Origin of the sequence: Metallumcola ferriviriculae, assembly GCF_035573695.1 — a bacterium.
In the GTDB taxonomy this organism is placed as follows: domain Bacteria; phylum Bacillota; class JADQBR01; order JADQBR01; family JADQBR01; genus Metallumcola; species Metallumcola ferriviriculae.
The window spans coordinates 367,262-387,054 of record NZ_CP121694.1; the positions used below are offsets into that span (position 1 = coordinate 367,262).

Sequence of the window (19,793 nt, forward strand, 5' to 3'; positions counted from 1 at the left end):
ATAATTACCCTGAGGGGGTATAAATCTAAGGAGTGGGGGGTTACCATGAAGGCGTACATTGATCAGCAGCGGTGCGACCGCGCCCCTAGCTGTGTTGTCAAGCGGGCCTGTCCTACCGGGGCTATTGTCCAAGAAAAGGGACGTTTGTTTGCCGGGGGAAAAGTTAGTGTCGATGAGGATGCTTGTGAAGGTTGTGCTATTTGCACGCGGTATTGTCCGCACGGTGCGATAAAAATGAAGCAGTAATCTTATAATTTTAGCCATCCAACTCCGTTTTGGGGTTGGATTTTTTTGTGTTTTTTTAGGCGGTTGATTTAAAGACAATAATTTGGGAAAAGTAATGATAGATTTTCAAAAGGAGTGATATGATGGCCAAAAGTAAATTTTCCACGGACAATGTAAGTGTCCATCCTTCGGTTCAGGAAATGTACCAACATCTAAAAGCGGATAATATGTCAAACACCTTTGACCGCTTTCCTGCACAGGAAAAAATCCGTTGTAATTTTTGCTCCGCAGGACTGAGTTGCCAATTGTGTACTAATGGGCCATGTCGAATATCCGACAAGACAGGAGCGGTGTTAGGAGTTTGCGGCATTGACCGCAATGCCATGGCCATGCGGGATATGCTGCTAAGAAATGTCATGGGGACTGCTACTTATTCTTACCAGGCTTACGAAGCATTCCGTACATTAAAGGCCACCGCCTTGGGACAGACCCCATATGAGATCAAGTCCAAGGACAAGCTTTATGATTTCTCTAAGCAGTTAGGGGTAGATACTTCCGGTTCCGAGAAAGATGTAGCTATTAGATTGGCAGACTATCTGCAGTGGGAGCTTCATCGGGGGTATGACGAACCATCTAAAATTATTGATATATTCGCCCCGCCTCAAAGGGTTGAGCTCTGGCGTAAGCTTGCTCTTTACCCCTCCGGACCGCTTCATGAAATTAAGGATGCTACCGCCAGTTGTTTGACCAATATTGATGGAGATTATGTCTCCCTGGCACGCAAGGCGCTGCGCCTGAGTATATCCTGTATTTATGGTGCGCAAGTTGCCGGGCAGTGGGCGATAGATATCGTACTGGGGACTCCTTATCCTCACGAAGTTCAATATGACATGGGTATTTTGGACCCCGAATATGTCAACGTAGTTTTCAACGGCCACGAGCCCTTTGATGGTGCCGCATTGGTATTGAAAGCCAGGGAAGCGGAAATGCAGGAGCTGGCAAAAAAAGCTGGGGCCAAGGGATTAAGAGTGATTGGTTCAATCGAAAGCGGTCAGGAAATTGTTCAGCGATTTGAACTGGATGATGTTTTTCGCGGTTTGATTGGTAATTGGCTATTTATTGAGCCAATGCTGGCAACCGGTGCAGTAGACTTCTTTGGTATGAGCGAAAACTGCTCACCCCCTTATTTGGCACCTTATCAAGAAAAATATCAGGTCACGCTGGCATCCACTACTAGATTGGTGCGAGTACCTGGGGTAGAGAAACATTATGATTATAAACCCCAGGAGATAGAAGGCCAGGCTAAGGACATGATTATGGTAGGTGTAGAAAATTTTAAAAAGCGGAAAGGCAAAGTGAAATCTCGGGTGCCGCAAAGAATTCAAAAAGGATACTCCGGCTTCGGCGTGGAGGCGTTATTGCAGGCATTGGGCGGGTCAGTGCAACCGCTAATTGATGTAATTGCCGCGAATAAAATCAAAGGTGCGGTAGGATTAGTTAACTGTACTACTTTGGCTAATGGACCTCATGACTATATGACAACAGAACTTACCCGCGAGCTGATAAAACGTGATATCATTGTACTTTCCGGCGGCTGCGGCAACCAAGCTTTGGAGGTAGCCGGTTTTACCAGTCTTGATGCAATTGAATGGGCTGGCCCAGGACTGCAGGAAGTATGTAAGTCCTTAAATATTCCGCCGGTGCTGAGTTTTGGTACCTGTACTGACACTGGTAGAATTGCTGTGCTTGTCAGCGAACTGGCTAAGGCCCTTAATGTGGATAGTGCGGATTTGCCCGTGGCTGTAACTGCACCGCAATATATGGAGCAGAAGGCAACTATCGATGGGATATTTTCGTTGGCCTTTGGTCTATACACCCATCTTTCGCCGACCCCGCCGATTGCAGGGGGGCCCGAGCTGGTTAAGCTTCTAACAGAAGATTTGGTTGAGATTACCGGGGGTCGTGTGGCTTTGGGGGATGAACCTGATAAAGTGGCAGATGGTATCGAACAATACATTAAGGAAAGAAGAGAGCATCTGGGACTAAAAAATTAGTAAAGAGATAAGGCTGGCGTCGTGCCAGCCTTATCTCTTTATTTCGTAGTTTTATTTGTTTTCAGGTTTTCCAACAAGGAAGATTGTCCCCTGTCTTCATCTTGTTCGATTGCGCTGTTAAGACCAAATTGCTCCATTTCTTCAGCTAAAAAATTATTTTCTTGGGATTGGCCGCTTAGTTGCTGTCTAGATGTCTTGTGGTTGCCTGAAAGTTGATTAAGGTATTGATCATACGGTATTTTGCTGTTTACATTGCCTAGTTCCTTACTATGAGCTTGGCTGTCCTTTTGGATGTCTTGGACCAGTTCTTCAGTTAGTTCCTTGCTTGCCTCAGACTTAAGCTTATCATAATGTTTTTTTGGCAAAGCACATCCCTCCTTTATTGTATTATTGGAAAAAGAGGGATGGCGTATACTATTTGCGTAATTAAAAGCTAAAAAAATAGCTTTCCAAAAAAGTTTTATAATTAAAATTCCATCTGTTTAGTGGTCAAGGTCATTAGTTCTGATGAACGGGGAATACAGCGTGTAGCTTCATAATTATCGTTACCGTCTTAAAATGTCACTATCAGCCCTAATTGCTATTTTTTATAAGAGAGAGACCAATTCTCTTCCTAGAAACATCTACATCCAGCACTGTTACAGTGACGATGTCGCCGACAGCCAGCACATCCAGGGGGTGTTTTACGTAGTTATGACTCAGTTGAGATATATGGATGAGGCCGTCCTGATGGACACCAATATCTACAAAAGCACCAAAATCCACTACGTTACGAACTACTCCCTGCAGGCTCATGCCGGGGTTAATTTCCTCAAGCTCCATTACATCTTGACGGAACAACGGCGGAAAGTTATCTTCTCTTGGGTCACGACCCGGTTTCATTAATTCTTCAAAAATATCCTGGAGGGTAGGTAGTCCTACATTTAATTCAGCGGCCCATTGTTTTGGGGATAGCTGTTTCAGAGAACTATCACCTAAGATTTTCTCAAGGGGTTTGCCAAGCTGCTTAGTCAAAGACTCCACTACGGCGTAGCTTTCCGGGTGCACTGCGGTATTATCTAATGGGTTCGCGCTGTCGGGGATTCGTAAAAAACCGGCGCATTGTTCAAATGCCTTAGGACCAAGACCGCTTACCTTTTTTAACTGTTTTCTGGTGGTAAATGACCCTTCTTTTTCTCGCCAAGCGGCAATTTTTTTTGTCAAAGAAGGGGTCAGGCCTGCGACGTAGGATAGAAGCTGTGACGATGCAGTGTTAAGATTGACCCCGACGCTGTTGACACAATCTTCTACCACGCCGCCCAATTTTTCGTTAAGAGCCTTTTGATTGACATCATGCTGGTATTGGCCCACACCGATGGCCTTGGGCTCTATCTTTACCAACTCCGCCAGGGGGTCCTGCAGGCGCCGGGCGATGCTTACCGCACTGCGTAAGGATACATCCAGTTGTGGAAACTCTTCTTGAGCAATTTTCGAAGCGGAATAAACGCTGGCACCGGCTTCACTGACTATGGTATAGTTTACCGGCAAATGATGCTTTTTGATTAACTCGCTGACAAATAGTTCTGTTTCCCGGGAGGCGGTGCCGTTGCCTATTGCGAGTAGGTTAATGCTGTGCTTATTGATAAGTTTCAATAATACCTCTTCTGCCTGTGCGGTTTTATTATGGGGGGCGGTGGGGTAAATGGTATCGGTGGCCAGCACGTCGCCGGATTCGTTTATTGCTGCTACTTTGCATCCGGTGCGAAAGCCTGGGTCAATAGCCACTATTTTTTTATCCATTACCGGCGATTGCAGCAAGAGTTTATCAAGGTTTTCACCAAATATTTTGATGGCTTGGGCTTCTGCCTTGTCTTTTAGCTCAGAACGGATTTCTCGTTCCATGGACGGAAGTATTAGACGTTTTAAAGCGTCCGTAATGGCATCTTCTATGACAGCGGTTGTGGGTGAGTGTGGCTTGATAATTTTCCGAGCATAAAAAGAAGAGATTTTTTCCCGAGGGAAGTCCACATTTACTGATAAAAACCCATCCCGTTCACCACGGTTAATGGCTAAAATTCGGTGCGCAGGGATGGACATGACAGTTTCTTTGTAATCAGCGTAATCACGATATGGAGTGTCATGAACCTCTTCTTTGGCTGAAGCAGTAAGAAGAGTTTCTTTGTGAGAAAGCTGTCTTAAAATGCTGCGCAGTTCAGCATTATCTGATATCCATTCTGCAATAATATCCAGAGAACCGGCAAGGCAGTCTTCACCATTATTCAAGTCCATTTCCGGATTTATGTATTGGGCAAGTATTTCTTGGTTAAGGGGTTGATCCTGTTGGTAGATATGTTGGGCCAGGGGTTCAAGACCTTTTTCCCGGGCCTTTGCCGCTCTGGTGCTTTTTTTCTGCTTATAAGGACGATAGAGGTCCTCCAGTCGCGCAAGAGTTGTGGCTGCTTGAATCTCTTTGGTCAGCTGGGCAGTAAGTTTGCCCTGTTCTTCAATATTTTTAGCTATTTCTTCCTTCCGTTGTGTCAGTTTTTCAAGGTAGCTTACCCGCTGTTCGATATCTCTTAGAGTTTTATCATCGAGACCACCGGTCATTTCTTTGCGATATCGAGCGATAAAAGGAATGGTATTACCTTCTTTTAAGAGCTTTACTACTGTGTCAATCTTTTTTTCCGGCAGATTAAATTCTGCTGCGATTGCATTAATCAACGGCCAACAAACTCCTCTCCTATTGCATTACTAATAATGAAACTCCAAGAAGTACTACGGCTGCGCCGCCAAGGAATTTTAAGCTAATGGGTTCATCGTCTAATCGGTAAAGATGTGCCAGTAATATGGTAAATAAGGGTTCTATGTTTGCCACTGCCATACCCACCGATACAGGGATAAATTTTAAAGCCATAAAATAGCTGAACAAAGCTATTCCCGATAGAAAGCCACCAAACCAAAAATAACGGGCGCTGCTTTTATCAACAACTAAAAGGGTCTTTAGCTGTCCCTTGATGAGGTAGTAACCTGAAAATACTATCAGGGCAGACACGGTGCTGATAGCAGACCCAAGCAGTGCCGAAGTGACAAATGCCAGTCCCGCCTTGCGGGAAACGTTTGTTGCGGCAAAGAAAAAGGCTGCTAGAAAGCCTAAGAAAAACCCACTTTTGGCATCCGGGGCAGTGGACGCTCCTGTGGGGGTGGCTATGACCATGTAGACACCGCCAATTATGATAATGATGGCGGTAATCATTTGCAGCGACAGGAATTCCCCTAAAATAACCCAAGCCATTATTGCCGAAAATACTGGAGCAGTGATTTTGATGGCAGATGAGCGAGTAGCGCCGATCCGGCGAATGCTTCCGTATAGAGAAAAACGTCCAAAAACTGGTCCTAAGAGGCCAGATAAAGCGAAGTAGCCGACCCCTTGCAAGTTTAGTATGGGTTCACTGACTAGAAACAACACCGGCAGGGCCAGTAAGAACATGGCCGTATTGGCCATTAGGGTATAAATAACCCCGCTTTCAGTAGACGCCTGATACATGCCTTTCTTCATAAAAAGACTGCTCCAAGCAAAACAAAACGCCGTCAATAAAGCGAAAAGAAGACCAGTTAATTCCATAATGCATAGCTCCTTTTAAGATTACCTTTTATCATACTATATTATGGCTGATATTACTCATTCTAGTCTTCTAATGGTGTAACGGCATTTTAAAACACAAGTTACAATTTAATAAGTGGGTGTGGGGATAGGCACCGTGGTACCACCTGGTGTCAGCTTGGTCCGATAGTCATTTAGATAAGATACTTCTTCTCTTGCCCAATAAAGCGCCTCTTTATCAACCGCACGAATTAGGATTTCTTCCCGATGCTCTGATGCTTCAGCCAGGGTATCTCCTAATGGGCTCACTAGCTTGCTTTTGCCGCAGCTATTATTACCTACGGTATTTACCCCGAAGACATAAACTGTATTGTCCAATGCCCGGGCAGGAAGCTGAATGTCCCAACGGCGGGACGCGGCAACGCTCCAAACAGATGGACAGACAATAATTTCCGCACCCTGAAGTGCCAAAAGCCGGCTGGTTTCAGGAAATTCCATCTCGTAGCAAATCAATACTCCGACTTTGCCGATTTTCGTATCAAAAATCGGGTAGCGTATTTCTCCTTTTTGAAATATGTTTTGTTCCCTACCCCAGAGTAAGCTTTTTCTTGCAACTGCCCGCAATTCACCGTCGCTGTCAATTATCGCAGCGGCAATAAAGATGTCATCTTTATCATTTTTTTCTACGAAAGGGCAGATTATAGATGATTCAGTTCTGTGTGCCTCAGCCTGCATGGTGGAGACGGTCTTTCCGTCCCTTTCTTCGGCAAGTAGGTTAAACGCCTCTTTAGACAAATAATAGCCGGTGGTCCAGAGTTCAGGGAGTACTATCAGGTCGGCTTCCTGGCCTGCCTGACGGATGGATTGAATGCCGCGTTTGAGATTAGCATCTACATCATTCATTATTGGTGTCATTTGGATACCTGCAATTTGGAACATTTTTTAATACCCCCCCTGAAAGTTTGTAGTGAGTACATTTTACGGGGAAGAATTATCTTTTGCAAATCTTCACGCTTAAATGGTGCGAGTTGGGAATCAGGCGCTATTAGGCAGGAAAGATTTGGGCAAAAATAGAATTAAGTAGGACTAATGATCTTCTCGAAAAGAGGTTTTCTCTTTGACTAACCCGCGTTATCGCCAGTATTCTGCCTTTTTGCGACAGAAGTATGGGGAAAAGGTATATAAGCTTCCGGTAAATCTGCCCGGTTCCTGCCCTAACAGGGATGGAACAATGGGAAGGGGCGGGTGTATCTTTTGTGATGAACAGGGTGCGGGCTTTGAATGCTTGCCATCAGCTTGGTCAGTCAGGCAGCAATTAGAGCGAAACAGAGCCTTTTTCCGCAAACGTTTTAATGCAGAGAGATTTATCGCCTATTTTCAAGCCTTTACCAACACCTATTTCCCGTTGGCTCAATTTAGAGAGTATATGGAGGCCGCAGCAGAGGCGGAATTGGTGGGAATTTCCGTATCCACTCGACCTGATTGTGTCAGTGACCCCTACCTTGATGTACTTCTTTCATTGGCAGAGAAGGGTTTAGATATTGATGTGGAGTTGGGCCTGCAAACAGTAAATTATCATACTTTAAGGAGGGTAAACCGCGGTCATACGTTGGCTGAATTCCTTGATGCAGTTTTACGCGTTAAAAAACGGGGCTTTTCGGTATGTGCCCATGTAATTTTAAACCTTCCAGGAGAGAATATAGATGATGTGATAGAGAATGCGAAGATACTATCCGCTATGAGGGTAGATTATGTCAAGCTTCACTCACTGTATGTGGTCAAAGGGACTGAATTGGGCAGGCAGTACCAGCATGGTGAAATTGAAATGATTACTTTAGATGATTATGTCAGCCGAGTAGTAACGTTTTTAGAGTACTTACATCCGGAAACGGTAATCCAACGCCTAGTAGGAAAGGGGCCTAAAGAGAAGCAATTATTTAGTAACTGGGACACTAGCTGGTGGAAAATAAAACAGATGATTGAAAAACGGTTGGAGGACTTGGATACCTTCCAAGGAGCAAAGTGTGACTATCTTAACGGTGCGGCACTGCGGCGGTTTGAAGATTGACAGCAGGTAGATTTGTAGAGATAGAATTTGGAGGAAGGTAAAATGACAGAAGATAAGGCAAAGGACGACACTTTAAAGGGACTAAGCTTGACTTTAATTGTAGCTGTAATTGCGTATATTTTAGGTAGTAATTATGAGATTATTGGCGGCCCGGTTTTTGCCATAATATTGGGGATGCTTTATAGTAATATTTGGGTGCTTAAGGAAAAATATGGGCCGGGGGTCAACTTTGCAGCGAAAAAAATTCTGCAGTGGTCCATAATTGTATTGGGGGCGTCCTTAAGTGTGCAGCAGGTTTGGCGAACCGGGCGCGATTCTGTTTCCGTAATGTTAATTACATTAATTACTGCATTTATTGTAGCATTGGTATTGGGGCGTTTTTTAAATGTTTCCCCAAACCTTACAAGTTTAATCGGGGTGGGCACCGCAATTTGCGGCGGGTCGGCTATTGCGGCAATTTCTCCAATTATTAAAGCTAAAGACGATGAGATTGCATATAGTGTTTCTACAATTTTTTTCTTCAATATTATTGCAGTGTTGATTTTTCCCTCCCTGGGGCATCTGATGGGCCTGTCAGCCAGTGCCTTTGGCTTATGGGCGGGTACAGCCATTAATGACACATCCTCTGTGGTTGCGGCGGGCTATGCGTTTAGTAAGGCTGCCGGCGACTACGCTACGGTGGTTAAACTCACTCGAACTACCATGATTATTCCCATTGCCCTTATTTTTGCCGTCATTGGCGCGGCGGGTAGAAAAGGCAGCGGGGTAAAAGTACCCTGGAAGCAGGTGTTCCCGTGGTTTATTATCTGGTTTTTGGCGGCATCAATGCTAAATACCTTTGGCATTATTCCTGCGAAAACAGTGCCTTTTGCCCATAAGCTGGCGAAATTCATGATTGTCACGGCGCTGGCTGCAGTGGGGCTGAAGGCAGATTTTCGTAAGATGCTTTCTACCGGGATTAAACCAATGTTGTTGGGAATGATAGTTTGGTTTAGTGTGGCAGTGACAAGCATATTGGTTCAACTTATACTAGGTAAAATATGATTCCAACTGTCCAAACGATAAGTCAGATATTTAATATGGGTATCAAAAGATGCGAAAAGAATTAAATGGGAGGGAGAAAATGCGTAATACTACTATCGGTATGGCAGTTGCCGCGGTGCTGCTGACAATAATCGCCTTTTATCGCGGCGGCAGTGCGTTGATTTTTGAGGGAATTATCCTTGGGGGAAAAATGTTGTTGCAGGTCTTTCCGCTTTTGCTGGCAGCTTTTCTAGTGGCGGGATTGATACAAATCATGGTATCAAAGGAAGTAATCAGCAAGTGGTTGGGGAAAGAATCTGGATTTAAAGGCCTGATGTTGGGTGGCATTGCTGGTGCATTGGTGCCCGGCGGCCCCTATGTATTTTACCCAATCGCCGCTTCTTTTCTGATGGGCGGCGCCGAAATAGGTACCGTGATGGCCTTTGTCACTGCAAAAAACCTTTGGACATTGAGTCGCTTGCCCATGGAGATAGCTCTTATCGGTCCGCGTCTTACCTGGGTGCGTTATTTGGTTACATTAGTATTCCCAGTACTGGTAGGTTTAATGGCCAATTTATTTTACTCAGGAGCGACTGACAGGATAAGGGCACAAATAACTGAACTCAGTAAGGAAGGTGAGACAAAATGATATTCGCTTTCGGACTGTTATCTGTCTTGGCGGTGGTGCTATTTGCGATGGCATATAGGCGTAAGGATGGCAGTCACATCAAGGCAGTGAATATTGGTGGCAAAATGCTGATAAATCTCCTGCCGCTGCTGCTGGTGGCTTTTGTGGTGGCGGGTATGCTTCAGGTGGCGTTGCCTCCTGAGTTAATACAGTCCTGGCTCGGCGAAGAAGCGGGGTATACGGGTATTTTGGTTGGCGGCCTAGGAGGAGCGCTTATTCCCGGCGGCCCTTACGTATCTTTTCCTATTATTGCTTCGATATTTAAGGCGGGAGCAGGTATCGGTACCGCGGTGGCATTTGTTTCCGGCTGGGCAATGCTGGGTATTGGCCAGATGCCATTTGAACTGGCCATCGTTGGTCCGCGCTTCATGCTGCTCCGTTTGAGCTTAGTAGTGCTCCTTCCGTTTATTGCAGGCGGACTTGCATTGGTTTTATTTGGCTGATTTTTGGAAAAAATATAGCTTGTCAGCAGGTTTTTTCTAGGGTAGGTAAAATATACTATATAAGAAGAGTTTTCGCACGCATGTGCATATTTTCACAACCATATGCTGGCGAAAAACTATTTGCAAAGGGTGGGGTGGGGTACCATGAAATTGAGGAACGGTATGCTATGGTTGGTGTTAGTGGTTATGATGGTTGCCGCAGTAGGCTGCGGCGGCAGTGGTGTGTCCCAAGAAGAGCTGCAGCGTGCCCGGGATTTGGCGGCAAGAATTGACGAAGACTTAAAAGATGTTAAGAAAATAGGGGTGACATTTGACCCGGGGAAGAAGGAATACGAAATCACAACTACGATTTATTCCTACTTGAATAAACAGCAGATTGCGGATATCGCGGCCCAGATTAGGGATCGTTTTATGACAGGGATTGATGTAAAAAGCCGTAAAATCTCAGTGACGGTATTTGCCGTGTATGATAGCGGTGAAAAAGTAGGTAAAGCATTCTATGATGCGCGCTATGACAGATTACACCAAACATATTTAGGTACTGATTAGCAAAAAACATCAGCAGGGGGTATATCCCCCTGCATTATTTATACCTAGACGCCCATGTAGTTGCATAATACCTTTCGAGGGATGAAGATATCTATTAGCGATGGATACGCCGTCCGTCTAAGGCGGCAAGCAACTTTTATATATTTTCTCCCAAAAAATCTAGCATCAATGCCAATGCTGCCCTAGCGGAGTTTTCCTTTATTTCTTGTCGCTTGCCATGAAAATGAAATCTCTTTACCGTTGTTTGAGTATTGTTTGCTACGGCGATGTATACCAGCCCCACCGGCTTATCCATGCTGCCTCCGCCGGGACCGGCAATGCCGGTGATACCAACGCCTAGGTCCGTCTCCGCCCTGAAACGCACACCCTCTGCCATGGCAGCCGCGACCTCCGGGCTTACTGCGCCGCGCGCCGATAGCAAATGATTGGAAATGCTCAACAATCTTTCTTTCCAAAGATTATCATACGTGACCAATCCTAAGGGGAAATAGGCGGAACTACCTGGCACCAAGGTGAGTTTATGGGCAAGGAGACCGCCGGTACAGGATTCAGCGGTAGCCACAGAAATATTTTTTTCCAACAAGATACTCCCCACCACTTGGTTAAGGGAATCTGTTTTCAGCACTTTCTTTAATTTTACCGTGTCGTCAAGCCCGGGGAAGTTTTGCAGGTGTATCATAATGTTGGGACCCCCCTTTTAGCGATCATGAACTATGTTCTGGAATATTTTAGAATTCCTTACGGTGTCATCAAGCTGCAAAAAGTTGAGTATGGATGTTTTGATGTTGCGGTCCTCCCGTTAATATTTAGGAATTATATTCTGTAATATTATTTAAAATCCTTTGAAATAGTATTGACAGATTAAAAACACGGAGTATAATTTAAATGGTTAGAACATTATCTAAATATCTAAATGCCTTTTATTAAGGTAAAGGGCTAGGAGGAATGTTATGAGTCCAGTCAATGATACCTTTAAAGCGCTAGCTGACAAGAGCAGGCGCCACATTATCCGAATATTGCACAATGGAGACATGACTGCCGGGGAAATTGCGAAAGAATTTTCTATTTCTAAACCCAGTATTTCACATCACTTAAATATCCTAAAGCAGGCGAACTTGGTAAGTGCGGAAAAACAGGGTCAGCATATTTATTATTCCTTAAATACGACTGTGATACAAGATTTGTTGGGCTGGATTATGGATCTGACCGGTGAAGAGGGAGGTAATGAACATGAATAAGGACATTAAAATTAACTGGGAATGGCCGTTGCTGCTGCTGGTCATAGGTACCCTGGCGGTAGGGATTTGGGCTTATCCACAATTGCCGGACCAGGTACCGATGCATTGGAATGTTCAAGGTGAAGTAGATGACTATGGCAGTCGATTAACAGGGGCGTTTGCGATACCCTTACTAAACGTGGCAATTTACTTCTTATTTATCTTCTTGCCTCGGCTAGACCCCAAATATGATAATTACCGTAAATTTTCTGAGGTTTACCGTATTTTTCGGTACGCAATGCATTTATTCTTTACGGGCCTCTATCTGGTGACAATTGCTACTGCCCTGGGTAATCCGCTGCCAATAGGGCGGATTGTGCCCGCCGGCGTGGCGCTTTTGCTGCTGGTTATTGGTAATTATTTGGGGCGAGTGCGTCATAATTATTTCCTTGGTATTAGGACGCCCTGGACTTTAGCTAATGAGGAAGTATGGCGTAAAACTCATCGGCTTACCGGTTACCTATGGACAGGTACATCTTTGACTGCGTTGGTAGCAGCTTTGATGTTACCCCAAGATTTGATTTGGATGGTATTCTTTCCTTTAATATTGGGACCGCCCTTTTTTGCCGTGGGATATTCTTATTGGCTATATAGGCGCATCAGCCATTGACAACGCCGTGACAGACCAATAAAATAGAAGAAAACTTGGAGGTGTAAATATGAAACACACCTTGGCCTTGTTAGTGGTAAACCGTCCAACTGTTTTATCGCATATAGCGGGATTAATCAGTCGTAGGGCCTTTAACATTGTTAGTATTGCCGCCGGACCTACTGAGGATCCCAAGGTTACCAGAATAACTTTGGTTGTTGAATGTGGTCCTGAGGAGATTGAGCAGGTAATTAAGCAGTTGGCAAAGTTGGTAGATATTATTAAAATTACCAACCTTACATCTAACAAATCAATTAACCGAGAACTGACCATGATTAAAGTAAAAGCAGCAGCAGAAAAAAGAACAGACATTGTTGATATAGTTAACATTTTTCGTGCCAAGATTGTTGATGTTAACAGGGAGACCATGGTGATAGAGTTAACCGGGGAGACGGATAAGATTGACGCTTTGTTAGAAGTCTTGCAGGAGCATGGGATCATTGAAATTGTGCGAACAGGGAAGATTGCACTAGGCCGCGGGCCTGAGGCAGCACGGGATATGGAAGAATAGGAAATAAAAAGGGGAGCTCTAAGGCTGAGCTCCCTTTTTTTGTTGGGCCGTTTAGTGTCATGCCCGGGACTTAATTGAGCAGCCGTCACTGCAGTGAGCGACACGCGGAATAAAAAATCTTTTCGCCAACATTTTAAAATCCCCCCCCTTTTTAATTATCTGAGTAAATTATACCATTGAGGGGTATGGGTATCAAGGGCCCTGATGAAACTTTTATTAGCTTTGGACCTGATACCAGCCACGCTGCTGCATAGCTTGAAAGATTTGTTCAGCATGGGACTGTTCGTCCTTTTGAATGTGCTGAAAGGCCTGACGTACTTGGGGTGTGGCAGATTCCAGCACGGCGGTATCATAACTACTAGATACAAATTTTTCCGTCATCAGCATATCTGTAAGGACTTCCTTGTCCTGAAGTGCTTGGTTTTGAACCAACGGTATCACTCCTTTGAATTTTGATTAATGTAGTTAACTGTTCTTAAGCTGGTTCAACGTATTAATATGTTGTTCTTCCTTTTGTTGTAACTGGGTAAACAAATTTTTTAACTCTTGGTCCTGCAGTTGGGCAGCATAGCTGGCGTATTTTTTTGCGCAAATTTGTTCATGCTCTAGGGCGTCTTTAATTAGTCCTTGTTCTTTTGAAGTAAGCTGCAAAATTTCTCACCTCCTGTATAAATAGAGACTGTACATAGTATGGCAATAACTGTACCCTTTTAATTCAATTTAATTTAGCTAAATTTAATGGTAATATTTGCCGGGTACTGCTATAATTAAGAAAAAATGATAAAAGGAGAATTCCATGAGGCTGGTAAGGAGAAAAAAAGCATATTTCGCGATGCAAGCATGCGTAATTTTAAGTCTTGCTTTTTTTGGTTTGGGCGTTTATTCCCTTTCCAAAGGAAAAGGAACGCTGTTATTACTGCTTTCGGCCTTATTTTTCGTTTCTTTTGAAATAATATTGGTCAAATACACCCGAGTTAGGGTACTGCGCAATCGGCTGCTTAAGCTTCAGCGCGAAGAGCTGGCCCAAAGGGTTAATGAACTCAGTGTACTCTATAAAGTAAGCGAACTTGATTATTCGGCCAACGACCTAGATTCATTTTTGCAGTCACTATTGGAACACACCTGTAATGTTTTCCATGCACCGGCCGGCGAGCTGCTGCTTCTTGAAGGTGATGAACTGAAATATCGTGCGTGGCGTGGTTTAACTGATGCGTATGTCCAAAAGGTTCACTTTCGCATTGGTGAAGGTTTAATTGGACGATCTGCTTTGGGTGAAGTAATCCGTGCCGATGACCTTCATAGTCATCCTCAAGCCCTTTTTGTAGAGGAGAATTTACAGGAAGGTTTCAGTTCGTTTCTAAGTGTGCCGTTGCGAGTCAAAGATAAGATTATCGGCGTACTGGCTATTCGTGCTCGGGAAGTGCGTACCTTTGGTGATGTAGATACGCAGTTGTTGGCTACCATTGCTAACAATGCAGCGTCTTTTATTGATCAGTCCCGCCTTTACTATTTACTGAAGGAGACCAACAAAGAATTAGAATTGGTAAATAAAGTATCTAGGGTACTTAATAGCAGCCTGCATACAGACAAAATCTTTAAAAATCTGCTTGATGAAATCGTAGCTGCTACCGGATTGCGCCGGTGCACCTTATTTAGCGTCGATTACGACAACGGTGTTATTGTCCCGGAAGTTTCTACATTTCTCTCCGAGGGAACCATGGAAAAATGGAATATGCCGATTGATGGCTCATTGACTGGAAAGGCAGTGAGGAAGGGGAAAGCGTTAATAATTTCCGATATGAGTGCAGAAGTACTAAGTGCTCAAGGCAAAGAAAACGTTACAGAGCTTAATATTAAAAACTTGGCCATTATTCCTATTATTTACCGCGGAAGGGTAAATGGTGTGATACATCTAAATGATAGAGACAGCCACGAATTTAGAAAATGGGAAATAGAGTTGGTGGAAGCAGCAGCTGACCATGCCGGTGTGGCGTTGGAGAATGCCCGACTCTATCAAAGAATGGCAGCTCTGGCAGTTACTGACGGCCTAACAGGGGCTTATACTCGGCAGTATCTGAATACTCGTTTTGAAGAGGAATGGGTCCGGTGTCAGCGGGAAAATGCTTCACTGTCATTATTAATGATTGATATTGACGACTTCAAGGTAGTAAATGACAAATATGGACATTTAAATGGGGATAAGGTTTTAAAGCAGCTAGTCAAAATTGTTAAGGAAAATGTGCGGCGCAGTGACGTTGTATCCCGCTACGGCGGAGAAGAATTTGTAATCATTCTCCCGGATACTGACCGCCTAGGGGCCCTAAAGGCCGCAAAAAAAATCCGCAGGGAAGTTGAAAGACAGACAACACCTCAAGTTACGGTATCAGTGGGGATAGCAGAGAATACAGAAGAATATGTTAACAGCGAGCAGTTGCTTCAAGAAGCTGACGCGGCAATGTACGGAGCAAAGAAGGGCGGTAAAAACAGAGTATACTTAGCTTCGAGCGGTAAACTAGAGGTTATTGAAAACTGCGGGCAAAAGAAGTAAGGTTGAGCTTAAATTACAGACCGCCTTTTATGACGGACAGGCCATAGGATCTAATTCCCAGGCATCGCTGCAATTGAATCACTGACCAATAAGGATTAGCGTTGGTAAAAAGATAAATGCGGCTGGGTGAAGTTTCAGGCCAATATTCTAGATGGTAGACCGTATCAGATTGACCTGAGTGCATTATCCAGACCCATATCGGCCCGTCAATGGTTCCGGTGATAATAAATGAAGGTGTATTGAAATGACAGAGCACTGCATTCACTATTCTTTGGGGTGATGCCAATTGGTTTAACGATGTGCTGCAGGACTTGCCTGCTTCTCGGCTGAGCGCTACTGCTTGCTCGCCTTTAACAAGCCGAATGTTCCTAACCACAAAAATGCCTCCCCTGCGTTTGCTTAATGGTAGCATATGCAAGGGAGGTATAGTTTATCACTAGGCTACAGGCGGTAGGCCTTATCCTTTAACTTAAGCATTACCTGTCCGTCCGTTCCTTCTTCCATGTAGTCACTGAGGTCCCAAAGTGCCTGCCGGGAGAACTTGGTGTCGTGGGCCCATTTAAACTCTCCGTAGGGAATGTTATTATTGACGACTAACGATTGTGCCGAAATGGTTTCTGTACGCCCATCCGCTAATTGCAGGATTAAGGATTCTGCGTTTACTGATAATAATCTTCTTGCGAAGAATGGAGTTTCTTCCACGGTAACTGGGTAGACTTGTTCTTGGTAGATGATATGGTAGTTGCCATTTTCGTCTTTTTCCAGATGATTAGCCAGAAGTGTCACTATATCTAAGCGAAACATCCTGCTATTTCCGTAATACCATTCGCCATCTTTGCTGATAGTAATAGGGACCATGTTATCCATATTTCCCTCCTGGTTTTCTACTAATTATACTATTTGGGCTTAGTTGACGCAAATACAGATGAGCTAGGTAGATAGCATGATAAAAACTGATTTAAAAGGAGCATACTCTGTGGATCAAATCTTTCCGGAATTATTAAATATTAAGGATTATGGGGTTATAACCTTTGATACTACCCATGATGCCGTCAAAAGCGAAGTAATTTTGAAAGAACAACAAGCCAGATTTCTGTTGATACCTACGCCAAGGAGTATCTCAGCCAGCTGCGGCATGGCGGTAAAGTTTCTCTGGGAGGATAAGGAAAGCATTATTGCAATTCTTCTAGAACAAGGCGTGCGCTATCATGGAGTGCATCATATAGTAAAAGGGTGATGAAAATGACCGACGGCGCTAGCGAATTTAATTTTGTTTTGAATGGCAAGACCCCCCGACATATATTACGCGGGGAATTTTCTTTAAGTCATGAACTATGTACTATTCTAACTGGTAATTCCGGGGAGGATAATTATTTGCCCGCCGTGAAGCAGTTGGGGTTCGATTTCTTTGGCGTTATTGCTGAATATCCTGATAAGAAGTATTTGAGTACAGACAGCAAAGGAAGAAAGGTTTTCCGGGATTATTGGGGGCGAATTTTCTGGCGGCTGCCTCAAGGCAGGGAACAACTGGTGGAATATCCGGTGGTGGATTTCAATCAGTTAAAAGGCTACCAATTTCCCAGTGTGAAAGAAGTTTCATTTAACCATAGCAAGCTGTTGAAAAATAGGGATATCTTTACTTTCGGTGTGGTGGACGGTGTTTTCCAGACAGCAGCCCGCACCATGGATTTATTGGACTTTTTGGGCATATTGGCTGAGCGACCGAAAAGGGCGGCATTGCTTATTGAGCAGGCGACAGAGTATGCTTGTGCGCTTGCCTCGCAGCTTAGCAGTTTGGGGGTTGATGCTATCTTGGTGGCAGATGATGTGGCTCATTACGGTGGTCTTTTTTGCTCAGAGCAGACATTTATGAGATGGATTGCCCCATGGGAAGAAATGTTATTTCGCCATATTGCTAAGCAGGGCAAACCGGTTTTTTTTCATTCTGACGGAAACATTATGTCTCTTATGGATTGGTTATCTGGTAGCGTATTGGGTGTACATTCTCTAGATCGGTGTCCAGGTATGGATATGGCTGCTATTAAAAATCATTATGGTAATAAGCTAATTCTAATGGGAGGAATGCCATTAGCGGCACTTTATTCGGATGAGCTGGTCCAAGTTAGGGATGAAACTAGTCAACTTATTTCCCAGCTTAGCCCAGGGGGCAGGGGATATATTCTTTCCACCACCAGTGGGTTCCTAACTGAAGAGATAAACCCTCAAGCACTGCAGGAAATGTACCGCTTGCCCCGTGGCTAAGGCAGTGGTATGTTTCAGATTCGCTGGAATGTATCTATAGTGTAATAAAATGAGAGGTGACTGACTTGCAGGGCTATCTGACTATTGCTCGAGGAGCGAGAGTAGAAATTGAAATTAAGAAATCCCGTTTTATTGCCCATGTTAAGCAGGTGGCAGATGCCGAGGAAGCAGCAGGATTCATTGATACCATAAAACTCAAACATCGGGAAGCAGCCCATAATGTCTCGGCCTTCGTGGCCGGTATTGATCATAAGGAGCAGCGGTGCAGTGATGACGGGGAACCGAAGGGTACAGCGGGATTACCTGTTTTAGAAGTATTGAGGCGTAATAATATTACCAACACGGTGGTGGTTGTAACTCGCTATTTTGGTGGCATTAAGTTGGGAGCGGGCGGACTAATTCGAGCTTACGGGCGAGCTGCCCGGCAGGGAATTGAAAGTGCCGGAATGGTACGAATGGAGGTTTTTGTCAAGCTGGTAGTAGAAGCGGATTACAGTTTGATGGGAATTATAGAGAGAGAAGCTGCTGATGCGGGGGCTAGAAGAGGGAAACACCTTTTCCGCGAAAAAGTATTATTAAATTTCTGGGTTCGAAATGAAAAGCTGGAACAGACGAAGAAACGCTTAGTTGAGGCAACTAACGATGCGCTGAAACTAGAGTCAAAAGAAGAGAAATATTTATCGGTGTAGAATTCTATAAAAAAAAATCAGGTGTGCATTTAGGCTGAAAGCACACCTGATTTACGGCCTTAGCCAAATTGGTAAAGCAGTATAAAGACGAATAATAACAAGCCGCTGAAAATAAGCCATGCCATAAATGTGGAGGCATGTTCTTGATGCTCCGTTTCCGGTTTATAATAAGTCTGCATTAATGAAGCGGGTTTTTCGCCTGCCATGTTTATCCCTCCTTGGTAGGTTTGCGTTTGTAAAACATTCTAGTAATAGTTTATTTCGTCAAAGAGTAAACAATTCCTGCCTATAACAGGTAGCAAATGGGAGCGAGAGAATTGGAGCAAGAAAGAATAACAGCTGCAAAGGCCGCGGTGTTTATCGGGGTGCTGGCGGTTTCCTTCGCGGCTATCTTTGTGCGCTGGGCCGAGGCGCCGCCTGTAATTATTGCTATGTATAGATTGCTATTTGCTGCGGCTTTGACGCTGGCTATAATAGTTTTTAAGAATGGGCGTTTCAAAAAAGTGGCGGTTGCTGACATTGGTTGGGCACTGTTGGCCGGCTTTTTTTTAGCGATGCATTTTTATAGCTGGTTTACCTCCTTAGAGCTTACATCAGTAGCCAGTTCCACAGTATTAGTCACCATGCAGCCGTTGTTTATTTTTGCTGGCGCATATTTATTTTCCAGCAAAAGGGTGACCTTTGCTGAGATTTCGGCAGCAGTTATAGCGCTGATAGGAAGCGCTATAATTGCGATGGGTGACTGGGACGCTGCCAATGCCTTTGCCGGGGATGCCCTGGCTTTGTTAGGAGCACTGTTAGTGGCGCTGTATCTTCTGGTGGGAAGACGGGTAAGATCTCATGTGCCAACTTTGGAATATACCTTTATTGTATACTTTACCAGTGCAGCGGTTTTGGCCCTTATGGCAGTAATAACTGACAAGTCTTTTTACCCATATCCCCAAAGCACATGGGCGATATTTTTACTGCTGGCGTTAGTACCTACATTGCTTGGACATAGCTTGTTTAACTGGGCGCTGGAATATTTGGAAACCAGATTTATCTCTGTAAGTATCTTGGGTGAACCGGTAGGAGCGGCAGCGTTGGCTTATATTTTTTTGGGAGAACTACCGGGGATTTATACTGTCTATGGCAGTTCTATGGTGTTATTCGGATTATATTTGTTTCACCGAAAGAAAGTATGAACCACAGTTCGAAAGCATAAGCATTAAGAAAAAGCAGGGGAGG

Annotated in this window: 25 protein-coding genes; 15 read left to right on the top strand and 10 right to left on the bottom strand. The window is 44.3% G+C overall.

Annotated elements, in window-relative coordinates:
* The first annotated feature begins 45 nt into the window (after window positions 1-45).
* Window positions 46-246, top strand: a complete 201-nt coding sequence (locus MFMK1_RS01935; RefSeq protein ID WP_366923488.1) for an ATP-binding protein — start codon at window positions 46-48, stop codon at window positions 244-246.
* 122 nt (window positions 247-368) lie between these two features.
* Entirely contained in the window at window positions 369-2,279 is a 1,911-nt protein-coding gene (gene cooS / locus MFMK1_RS01940; RefSeq protein ID WP_366923489.1) for an anaerobic carbon-monoxide dehydrogenase catalytic subunit, read from the top strand.
* Window positions 2,280-2,317: 38 nt separating this feature from the next.
* Here cooS and MFMK1_RS01945 read toward each other — a convergent pair whose 3' ends face one another.
* The 4 genes from MFMK1_RS01945 to MFMK1_RS01960 all read right to left on the bottom strand — a co-directional run bounded on the left by MFMK1_RS01945 (window position 2,318) and on the right by MFMK1_RS01960 (window position 6,798).
* Window positions 2,318-2,644 carry a hypothetical protein gene (locus MFMK1_RS01945; protein ID WP_366923490.1) on the bottom strand — a complete coding sequence of 109 codons (327 nt, stop codon included), beginning with the start codon at window positions 2,642-2,644 and terminating at the stop codon, window positions 2,318-2,320.
* 208 nt (window positions 2,645-2,852) lie between these two features.
* Window positions 2,853-4,979 carry a Tex family protein gene (locus MFMK1_RS01950; protein ID WP_366923491.1) on the bottom strand — a complete coding sequence of 709 codons (2,127 nt, stop codon included), beginning with the start codon at window positions 4,977-4,979 and terminating at the stop codon, window positions 2,853-2,855.
* Window positions 4,980-4,998: 19 nt separating this feature from the next.
* The gene (locus tag MFMK1_RS01955; RefSeq protein ID WP_366923492.1) at window positions 4,999-5,880 is read right to left on the bottom strand and encodes an EamA family transporter; all 882 of its coding nucleotides are present in this window, start codon (window positions 5,878-5,880) and stop codon (window positions 4,999-5,001) included.
* 108 nt (window positions 5,881-5,988) lie between these two features.
* The gene (locus MFMK1_RS01960) at window positions 5,989-6,798 is read right to left on the bottom strand and encodes a nitrilase-related carbon-nitrogen hydrolase (protein WP_366923493.1); all 810 of its coding nucleotides are present in this window, start codon (window positions 6,796-6,798) and stop codon (window positions 5,989-5,991) included.
* 178 nt (window positions 6,799-6,976) lie between these two features.
* On the opposite strand from MFMK1_RS01960, the gene mnmL reads away from it, so the two are divergent.
* The 5 genes from mnmL (at window position 6,977) to MFMK1_RS01985 (ending at window position 10,630) form a co-directional block, all read left to right on the top strand.
* Window positions 6,977-7,927, top strand: coding sequence for a tRNA modification radical SAM protein MnmL/YtqA (mnmL, locus tag MFMK1_RS01965; protein ID WP_366923494.1), 951 nt, complete (start codon window positions 6,977-6,979; stop codon window positions 7,925-7,927).
* A gap of 42 nt (window positions 7,928-7,969) precedes the next feature.
* Window positions 7,970-8,971, top strand: a complete 1,002-nt coding sequence (locus tag MFMK1_RS01970; RefSeq protein ID WP_366923495.1) for a YeiH family protein — start codon at window positions 7,970-7,972, stop codon at window positions 8,969-8,971.
* Between the two features lie 79 nt (window positions 8,972-9,050).
* Window positions 9,051-9,599 (top strand): permease, encoded by a 549-nt coding sequence (locus MFMK1_RS01975; protein WP_366923496.1) that lies wholly within the window; start codon window positions 9,051-9,053, stop codon window positions 9,597-9,599.
* The gene (locus MFMK1_RS01980; RefSeq protein WP_366923497.1) at window positions 9,596-10,081 is read left to right on the top strand and encodes a permease; all 486 of its coding nucleotides are present in this window, start codon (window positions 9,596-9,598) and stop codon (window positions 10,079-10,081) included. The genes MFMK1_RS01975 and MFMK1_RS01980 overlap by 4 nt, the downstream gene beginning before the upstream one ends.
* Window positions 10,082-10,225: 144 nt before the next feature.
* Window positions 10,226-10,630 carry a hypothetical protein gene (locus MFMK1_RS01985; protein ID WP_366923498.1) on the top strand — a complete coding sequence of 135 codons (405 nt, stop codon included), beginning with the start codon at window positions 10,226-10,228 and terminating at the stop codon, window positions 10,628-10,630.
* 136 nt (window positions 10,631-10,766) lie between these two features.
* On the opposite strand, the gene MFMK1_RS01990 is transcribed toward MFMK1_RS01985, so the two are convergent.
* Window positions 10,767-11,309, bottom strand: coding sequence for a CinA family protein (locus tag MFMK1_RS01990; protein WP_366923499.1), 543 nt, complete (start codon window positions 11,307-11,309; stop codon window positions 10,767-10,769).
* A 271-nt stretch (window positions 11,310-11,580) separates the two neighbouring features.
* Between MFMK1_RS01990 and MFMK1_RS01995 the strand changes: the two genes are divergently transcribed.
* The 3 genes from MFMK1_RS01995 to ilvN are packed head-to-tail and all read left to right on the top strand — an operon-like array spanning window position 11,581 to window position 13,067.
* Window positions 11,581-11,868, top strand: a complete 288-nt coding sequence (locus MFMK1_RS01995) for an autorepressor SdpR family transcription factor (RefSeq protein WP_366923500.1) — start codon at window positions 11,581-11,583, stop codon at window positions 11,866-11,868.
* The gene (locus MFMK1_RS02000; RefSeq protein ID WP_366923501.1) at window positions 11,861-12,517 is read left to right on the top strand and encodes an SdpI family protein; all 657 of its coding nucleotides are present in this window, start codon (window positions 11,861-11,863) and stop codon (window positions 12,515-12,517) included. The genes MFMK1_RS01995 and MFMK1_RS02000 overlap by 8 nt, the downstream gene beginning before the upstream one ends.
* 49 nt (window positions 12,518-12,566) lie before the next feature.
* Complete coding sequence (gene ilvN / locus MFMK1_RS02005) at window positions 12,567-13,067, top strand: acetolactate synthase small subunit (RefSeq protein WP_366923502.1); 501 nt, start codon at window positions 12,567-12,569, stop codon at window positions 13,065-13,067.
* A gap of 216 nt (window positions 13,068-13,283) precedes the next feature.
* Here the strand turns inward: ilvN and MFMK1_RS02010 are convergent, their stop codons facing one another.
* Complete coding sequence (locus tag MFMK1_RS02010; RefSeq protein WP_366923503.1) at window positions 13,284-13,499, bottom strand: spore coat protein; 216 nt, start codon at window positions 13,497-13,499, stop codon at window positions 13,284-13,286.
* Window positions 13,500-13,532: 33 nt separating this feature from the next.
* Window positions 13,533-13,718 carry a ferritin-like domain-containing protein gene (locus tag MFMK1_RS02015; protein WP_366923504.1) on the bottom strand — a complete coding sequence of 62 codons (186 nt, stop codon included), beginning with the start codon at window positions 13,716-13,718 and terminating at the stop codon, window positions 13,533-13,535.
* Between the two features lie 145 nt (window positions 13,719-13,863).
* Between MFMK1_RS02015 and MFMK1_RS02020 the strand changes: the two genes are divergently transcribed.
* The gene (locus tag MFMK1_RS02020) at window positions 13,864-15,615 is read left to right on the top strand and encodes a sensor domain-containing diguanylate cyclase (protein WP_366923505.1); all 1,752 of its coding nucleotides are present in this window, start codon (window positions 13,864-13,866) and stop codon (window positions 15,613-15,615) included.
* Between the two features lie 13 nt (window positions 15,616-15,628).
* Here MFMK1_RS02020 and MFMK1_RS02025 read toward each other — a convergent pair whose 3' ends face one another.
* Window positions 15,629-15,991 (bottom strand): hypothetical protein, encoded by a 363-nt coding sequence (locus MFMK1_RS02025; protein ID WP_366923506.1) that lies wholly within the window; start codon window positions 15,989-15,991, stop codon window positions 15,629-15,631.
* A 65-nt stretch (window positions 15,992-16,056) separates the two neighbouring features.
* Complete coding sequence (locus MFMK1_RS02030) at window positions 16,057-16,482, bottom strand: DUF1285 domain-containing protein (RefSeq protein ID WP_366923507.1); 426 nt, start codon at window positions 16,480-16,482, stop codon at window positions 16,057-16,059.
* A 109-nt stretch (window positions 16,483-16,591) separates the two neighbouring features.
* Between MFMK1_RS02030 and MFMK1_RS02035 the strand changes: the two genes are divergently transcribed.
* The 3 genes from MFMK1_RS02035 to MFMK1_RS02045 all read left to right on the top strand — a co-directional run bounded on the left by MFMK1_RS02035 (window position 16,592) and on the right by MFMK1_RS02045 (window position 18,566).
* Window positions 16,592-16,852, top strand: coding sequence for a putative Se/S carrier protein (locus MFMK1_RS02035; RefSeq protein WP_366923508.1), 261 nt, complete (start codon window positions 16,592-16,594; stop codon window positions 16,850-16,852).
* A gap of 5 nt (window positions 16,853-16,857) precedes the next feature.
* Complete coding sequence (locus tag MFMK1_RS02040; RefSeq protein WP_366923509.1) at window positions 16,858-17,877, top strand: uroporphyrinogen decarboxylase family protein; 1,020 nt, start codon at window positions 16,858-16,860, stop codon at window positions 17,875-17,877.
* A gap of 65 nt (window positions 17,878-17,942) precedes the next feature.
* Window positions 17,943-18,566: a YigZ family protein gene (locus MFMK1_RS02045; protein WP_366923510.1), complete on the top strand. Its 624-nt coding sequence runs from the start codon at window positions 17,943-17,945 to the stop codon at window positions 18,564-18,566.
* Between the two features lie 59 nt (window positions 18,567-18,625).
* Here the strand turns inward: MFMK1_RS02045 and MFMK1_RS02050 are convergent, their stop codons facing one another.
* Window positions 18,626-18,772: a hypothetical protein gene (locus MFMK1_RS02050; RefSeq protein ID WP_366923511.1), complete on the bottom strand. Its 147-nt coding sequence runs from the start codon at window positions 18,770-18,772 to the stop codon at window positions 18,626-18,628.
* A 111-nt stretch (window positions 18,773-18,883) separates the two neighbouring features.
* Here MFMK1_RS02050 and MFMK1_RS02055 point away from each other — a divergent pair, with 111 nt between their 5' ends.
* A complete protein-coding gene (locus MFMK1_RS02055; RefSeq protein ID WP_366923512.1) occupies window positions 18,884-19,750 on the top strand; it encodes a DMT family transporter in 867 nt (288 codons plus the stop codon).
* The last annotated feature ends 43 nt before the right edge of the window (window positions 19,751-19,793 follow it).

What these genes read in the sequence shown, in the direction of transcription:
- MFMK1_RS01975 (WP_366923496.1), top strand. Translation starts at nt 9,051, where the DNA reads ATGCGTAATACTACTATCGGTATGGCAGTTGCCGCGGTGCTGCTGACA.
- MFMK1_RS01990 (WP_366923499.1), bottom strand. Translation starts at nt 11,309, where the DNA reads ATGATACACCTGCAAAACTTCCCCGGGCTTGACGACACGGTAAAATTA.
- MFMK1_RS01985 (WP_366923498.1), top strand. Translation starts at nt 10,226, where the DNA reads ATGAAATTGAGGAACGGTATGCTATGGTTGGTGTTAGTGGTTATGATG.
- MFMK1_RS02030 (WP_366923507.1), bottom strand. Translation starts at nt 16,482, where the DNA reads ATGGATAACATGGTCCCTATTACTATCAGCAAAGATGGCGAATGGTAT.
- cooS (WP_366923489.1), top strand. Translation starts at nt 369, where the DNA reads ATGGCCAAAAGTAAATTTTCCACGGACAATGTAAGTGTCCATCCTTCG.
- MFMK1_RS01960 (WP_366923493.1), bottom strand. Translation starts at nt 6,798, where the DNA reads ATGTTCCAAATTGCAGGTATCCAAATGACACCAATAATGAATGATGTA.
- MFMK1_RS02000 (WP_366923501.1), top strand. Translation starts at nt 11,861, where the DNA reads ATGAATAAGGACATTAAAATTAACTGGGAATGGCCGTTGCTGCTGCTG.
- MFMK1_RS01935 (WP_366923488.1), top strand. Translation starts at nt 46, where the DNA reads ATGAAGGCGTACATTGATCAGCAGCGGTGCGACCGCGCCCCTAGCTGT.
- MFMK1_RS01995 (WP_366923500.1), top strand. Translation starts at nt 11,581, where the DNA reads ATGAGTCCAGTCAATGATACCTTTAAAGCGCTAGCTGACAAGAGCAGG.
- MFMK1_RS01980 (WP_366923497.1), top strand. Translation starts at nt 9,596, where the DNA reads ATGATATTCGCTTTCGGACTGTTATCTGTCTTGGCGGTGGTGCTATTT.
- MFMK1_RS02050 (WP_366923511.1), bottom strand. Translation starts at nt 18,772, where the DNA reads ATGGCAGGCGAAAAACCCGCTTCATTAATGCAGACTTATTATAAACCG.
- ilvN (WP_366923502.1), top strand. Translation starts at nt 12,567, where the DNA reads ATGAAACACACCTTGGCCTTGTTAGTGGTAAACCGTCCAACTGTTTTA.
- MFMK1_RS02040 (WP_366923509.1), top strand. Translation starts at nt 16,858, where the DNA reads ATGACCGACGGCGCTAGCGAATTTAATTTTGTTTTGAATGGCAAGACC.
- MFMK1_RS02020 (WP_366923505.1), top strand. Translation starts at nt 13,864, where the DNA reads ATGAGGCTGGTAAGGAGAAAAAAAGCATATTTCGCGATGCAAGCATGC.
- MFMK1_RS01970 (WP_366923495.1), top strand. Translation starts at nt 7,970, where the DNA reads ATGACAGAAGATAAGGCAAAGGACGACACTTTAAAGGGACTAAGCTTG.
- MFMK1_RS01955 (WP_366923492.1), bottom strand. Translation starts at nt 5,880, where the DNA reads ATGGAATTAACTGGTCTTCTTTTCGCTTTATTGACGGCGTTTTGTTTT.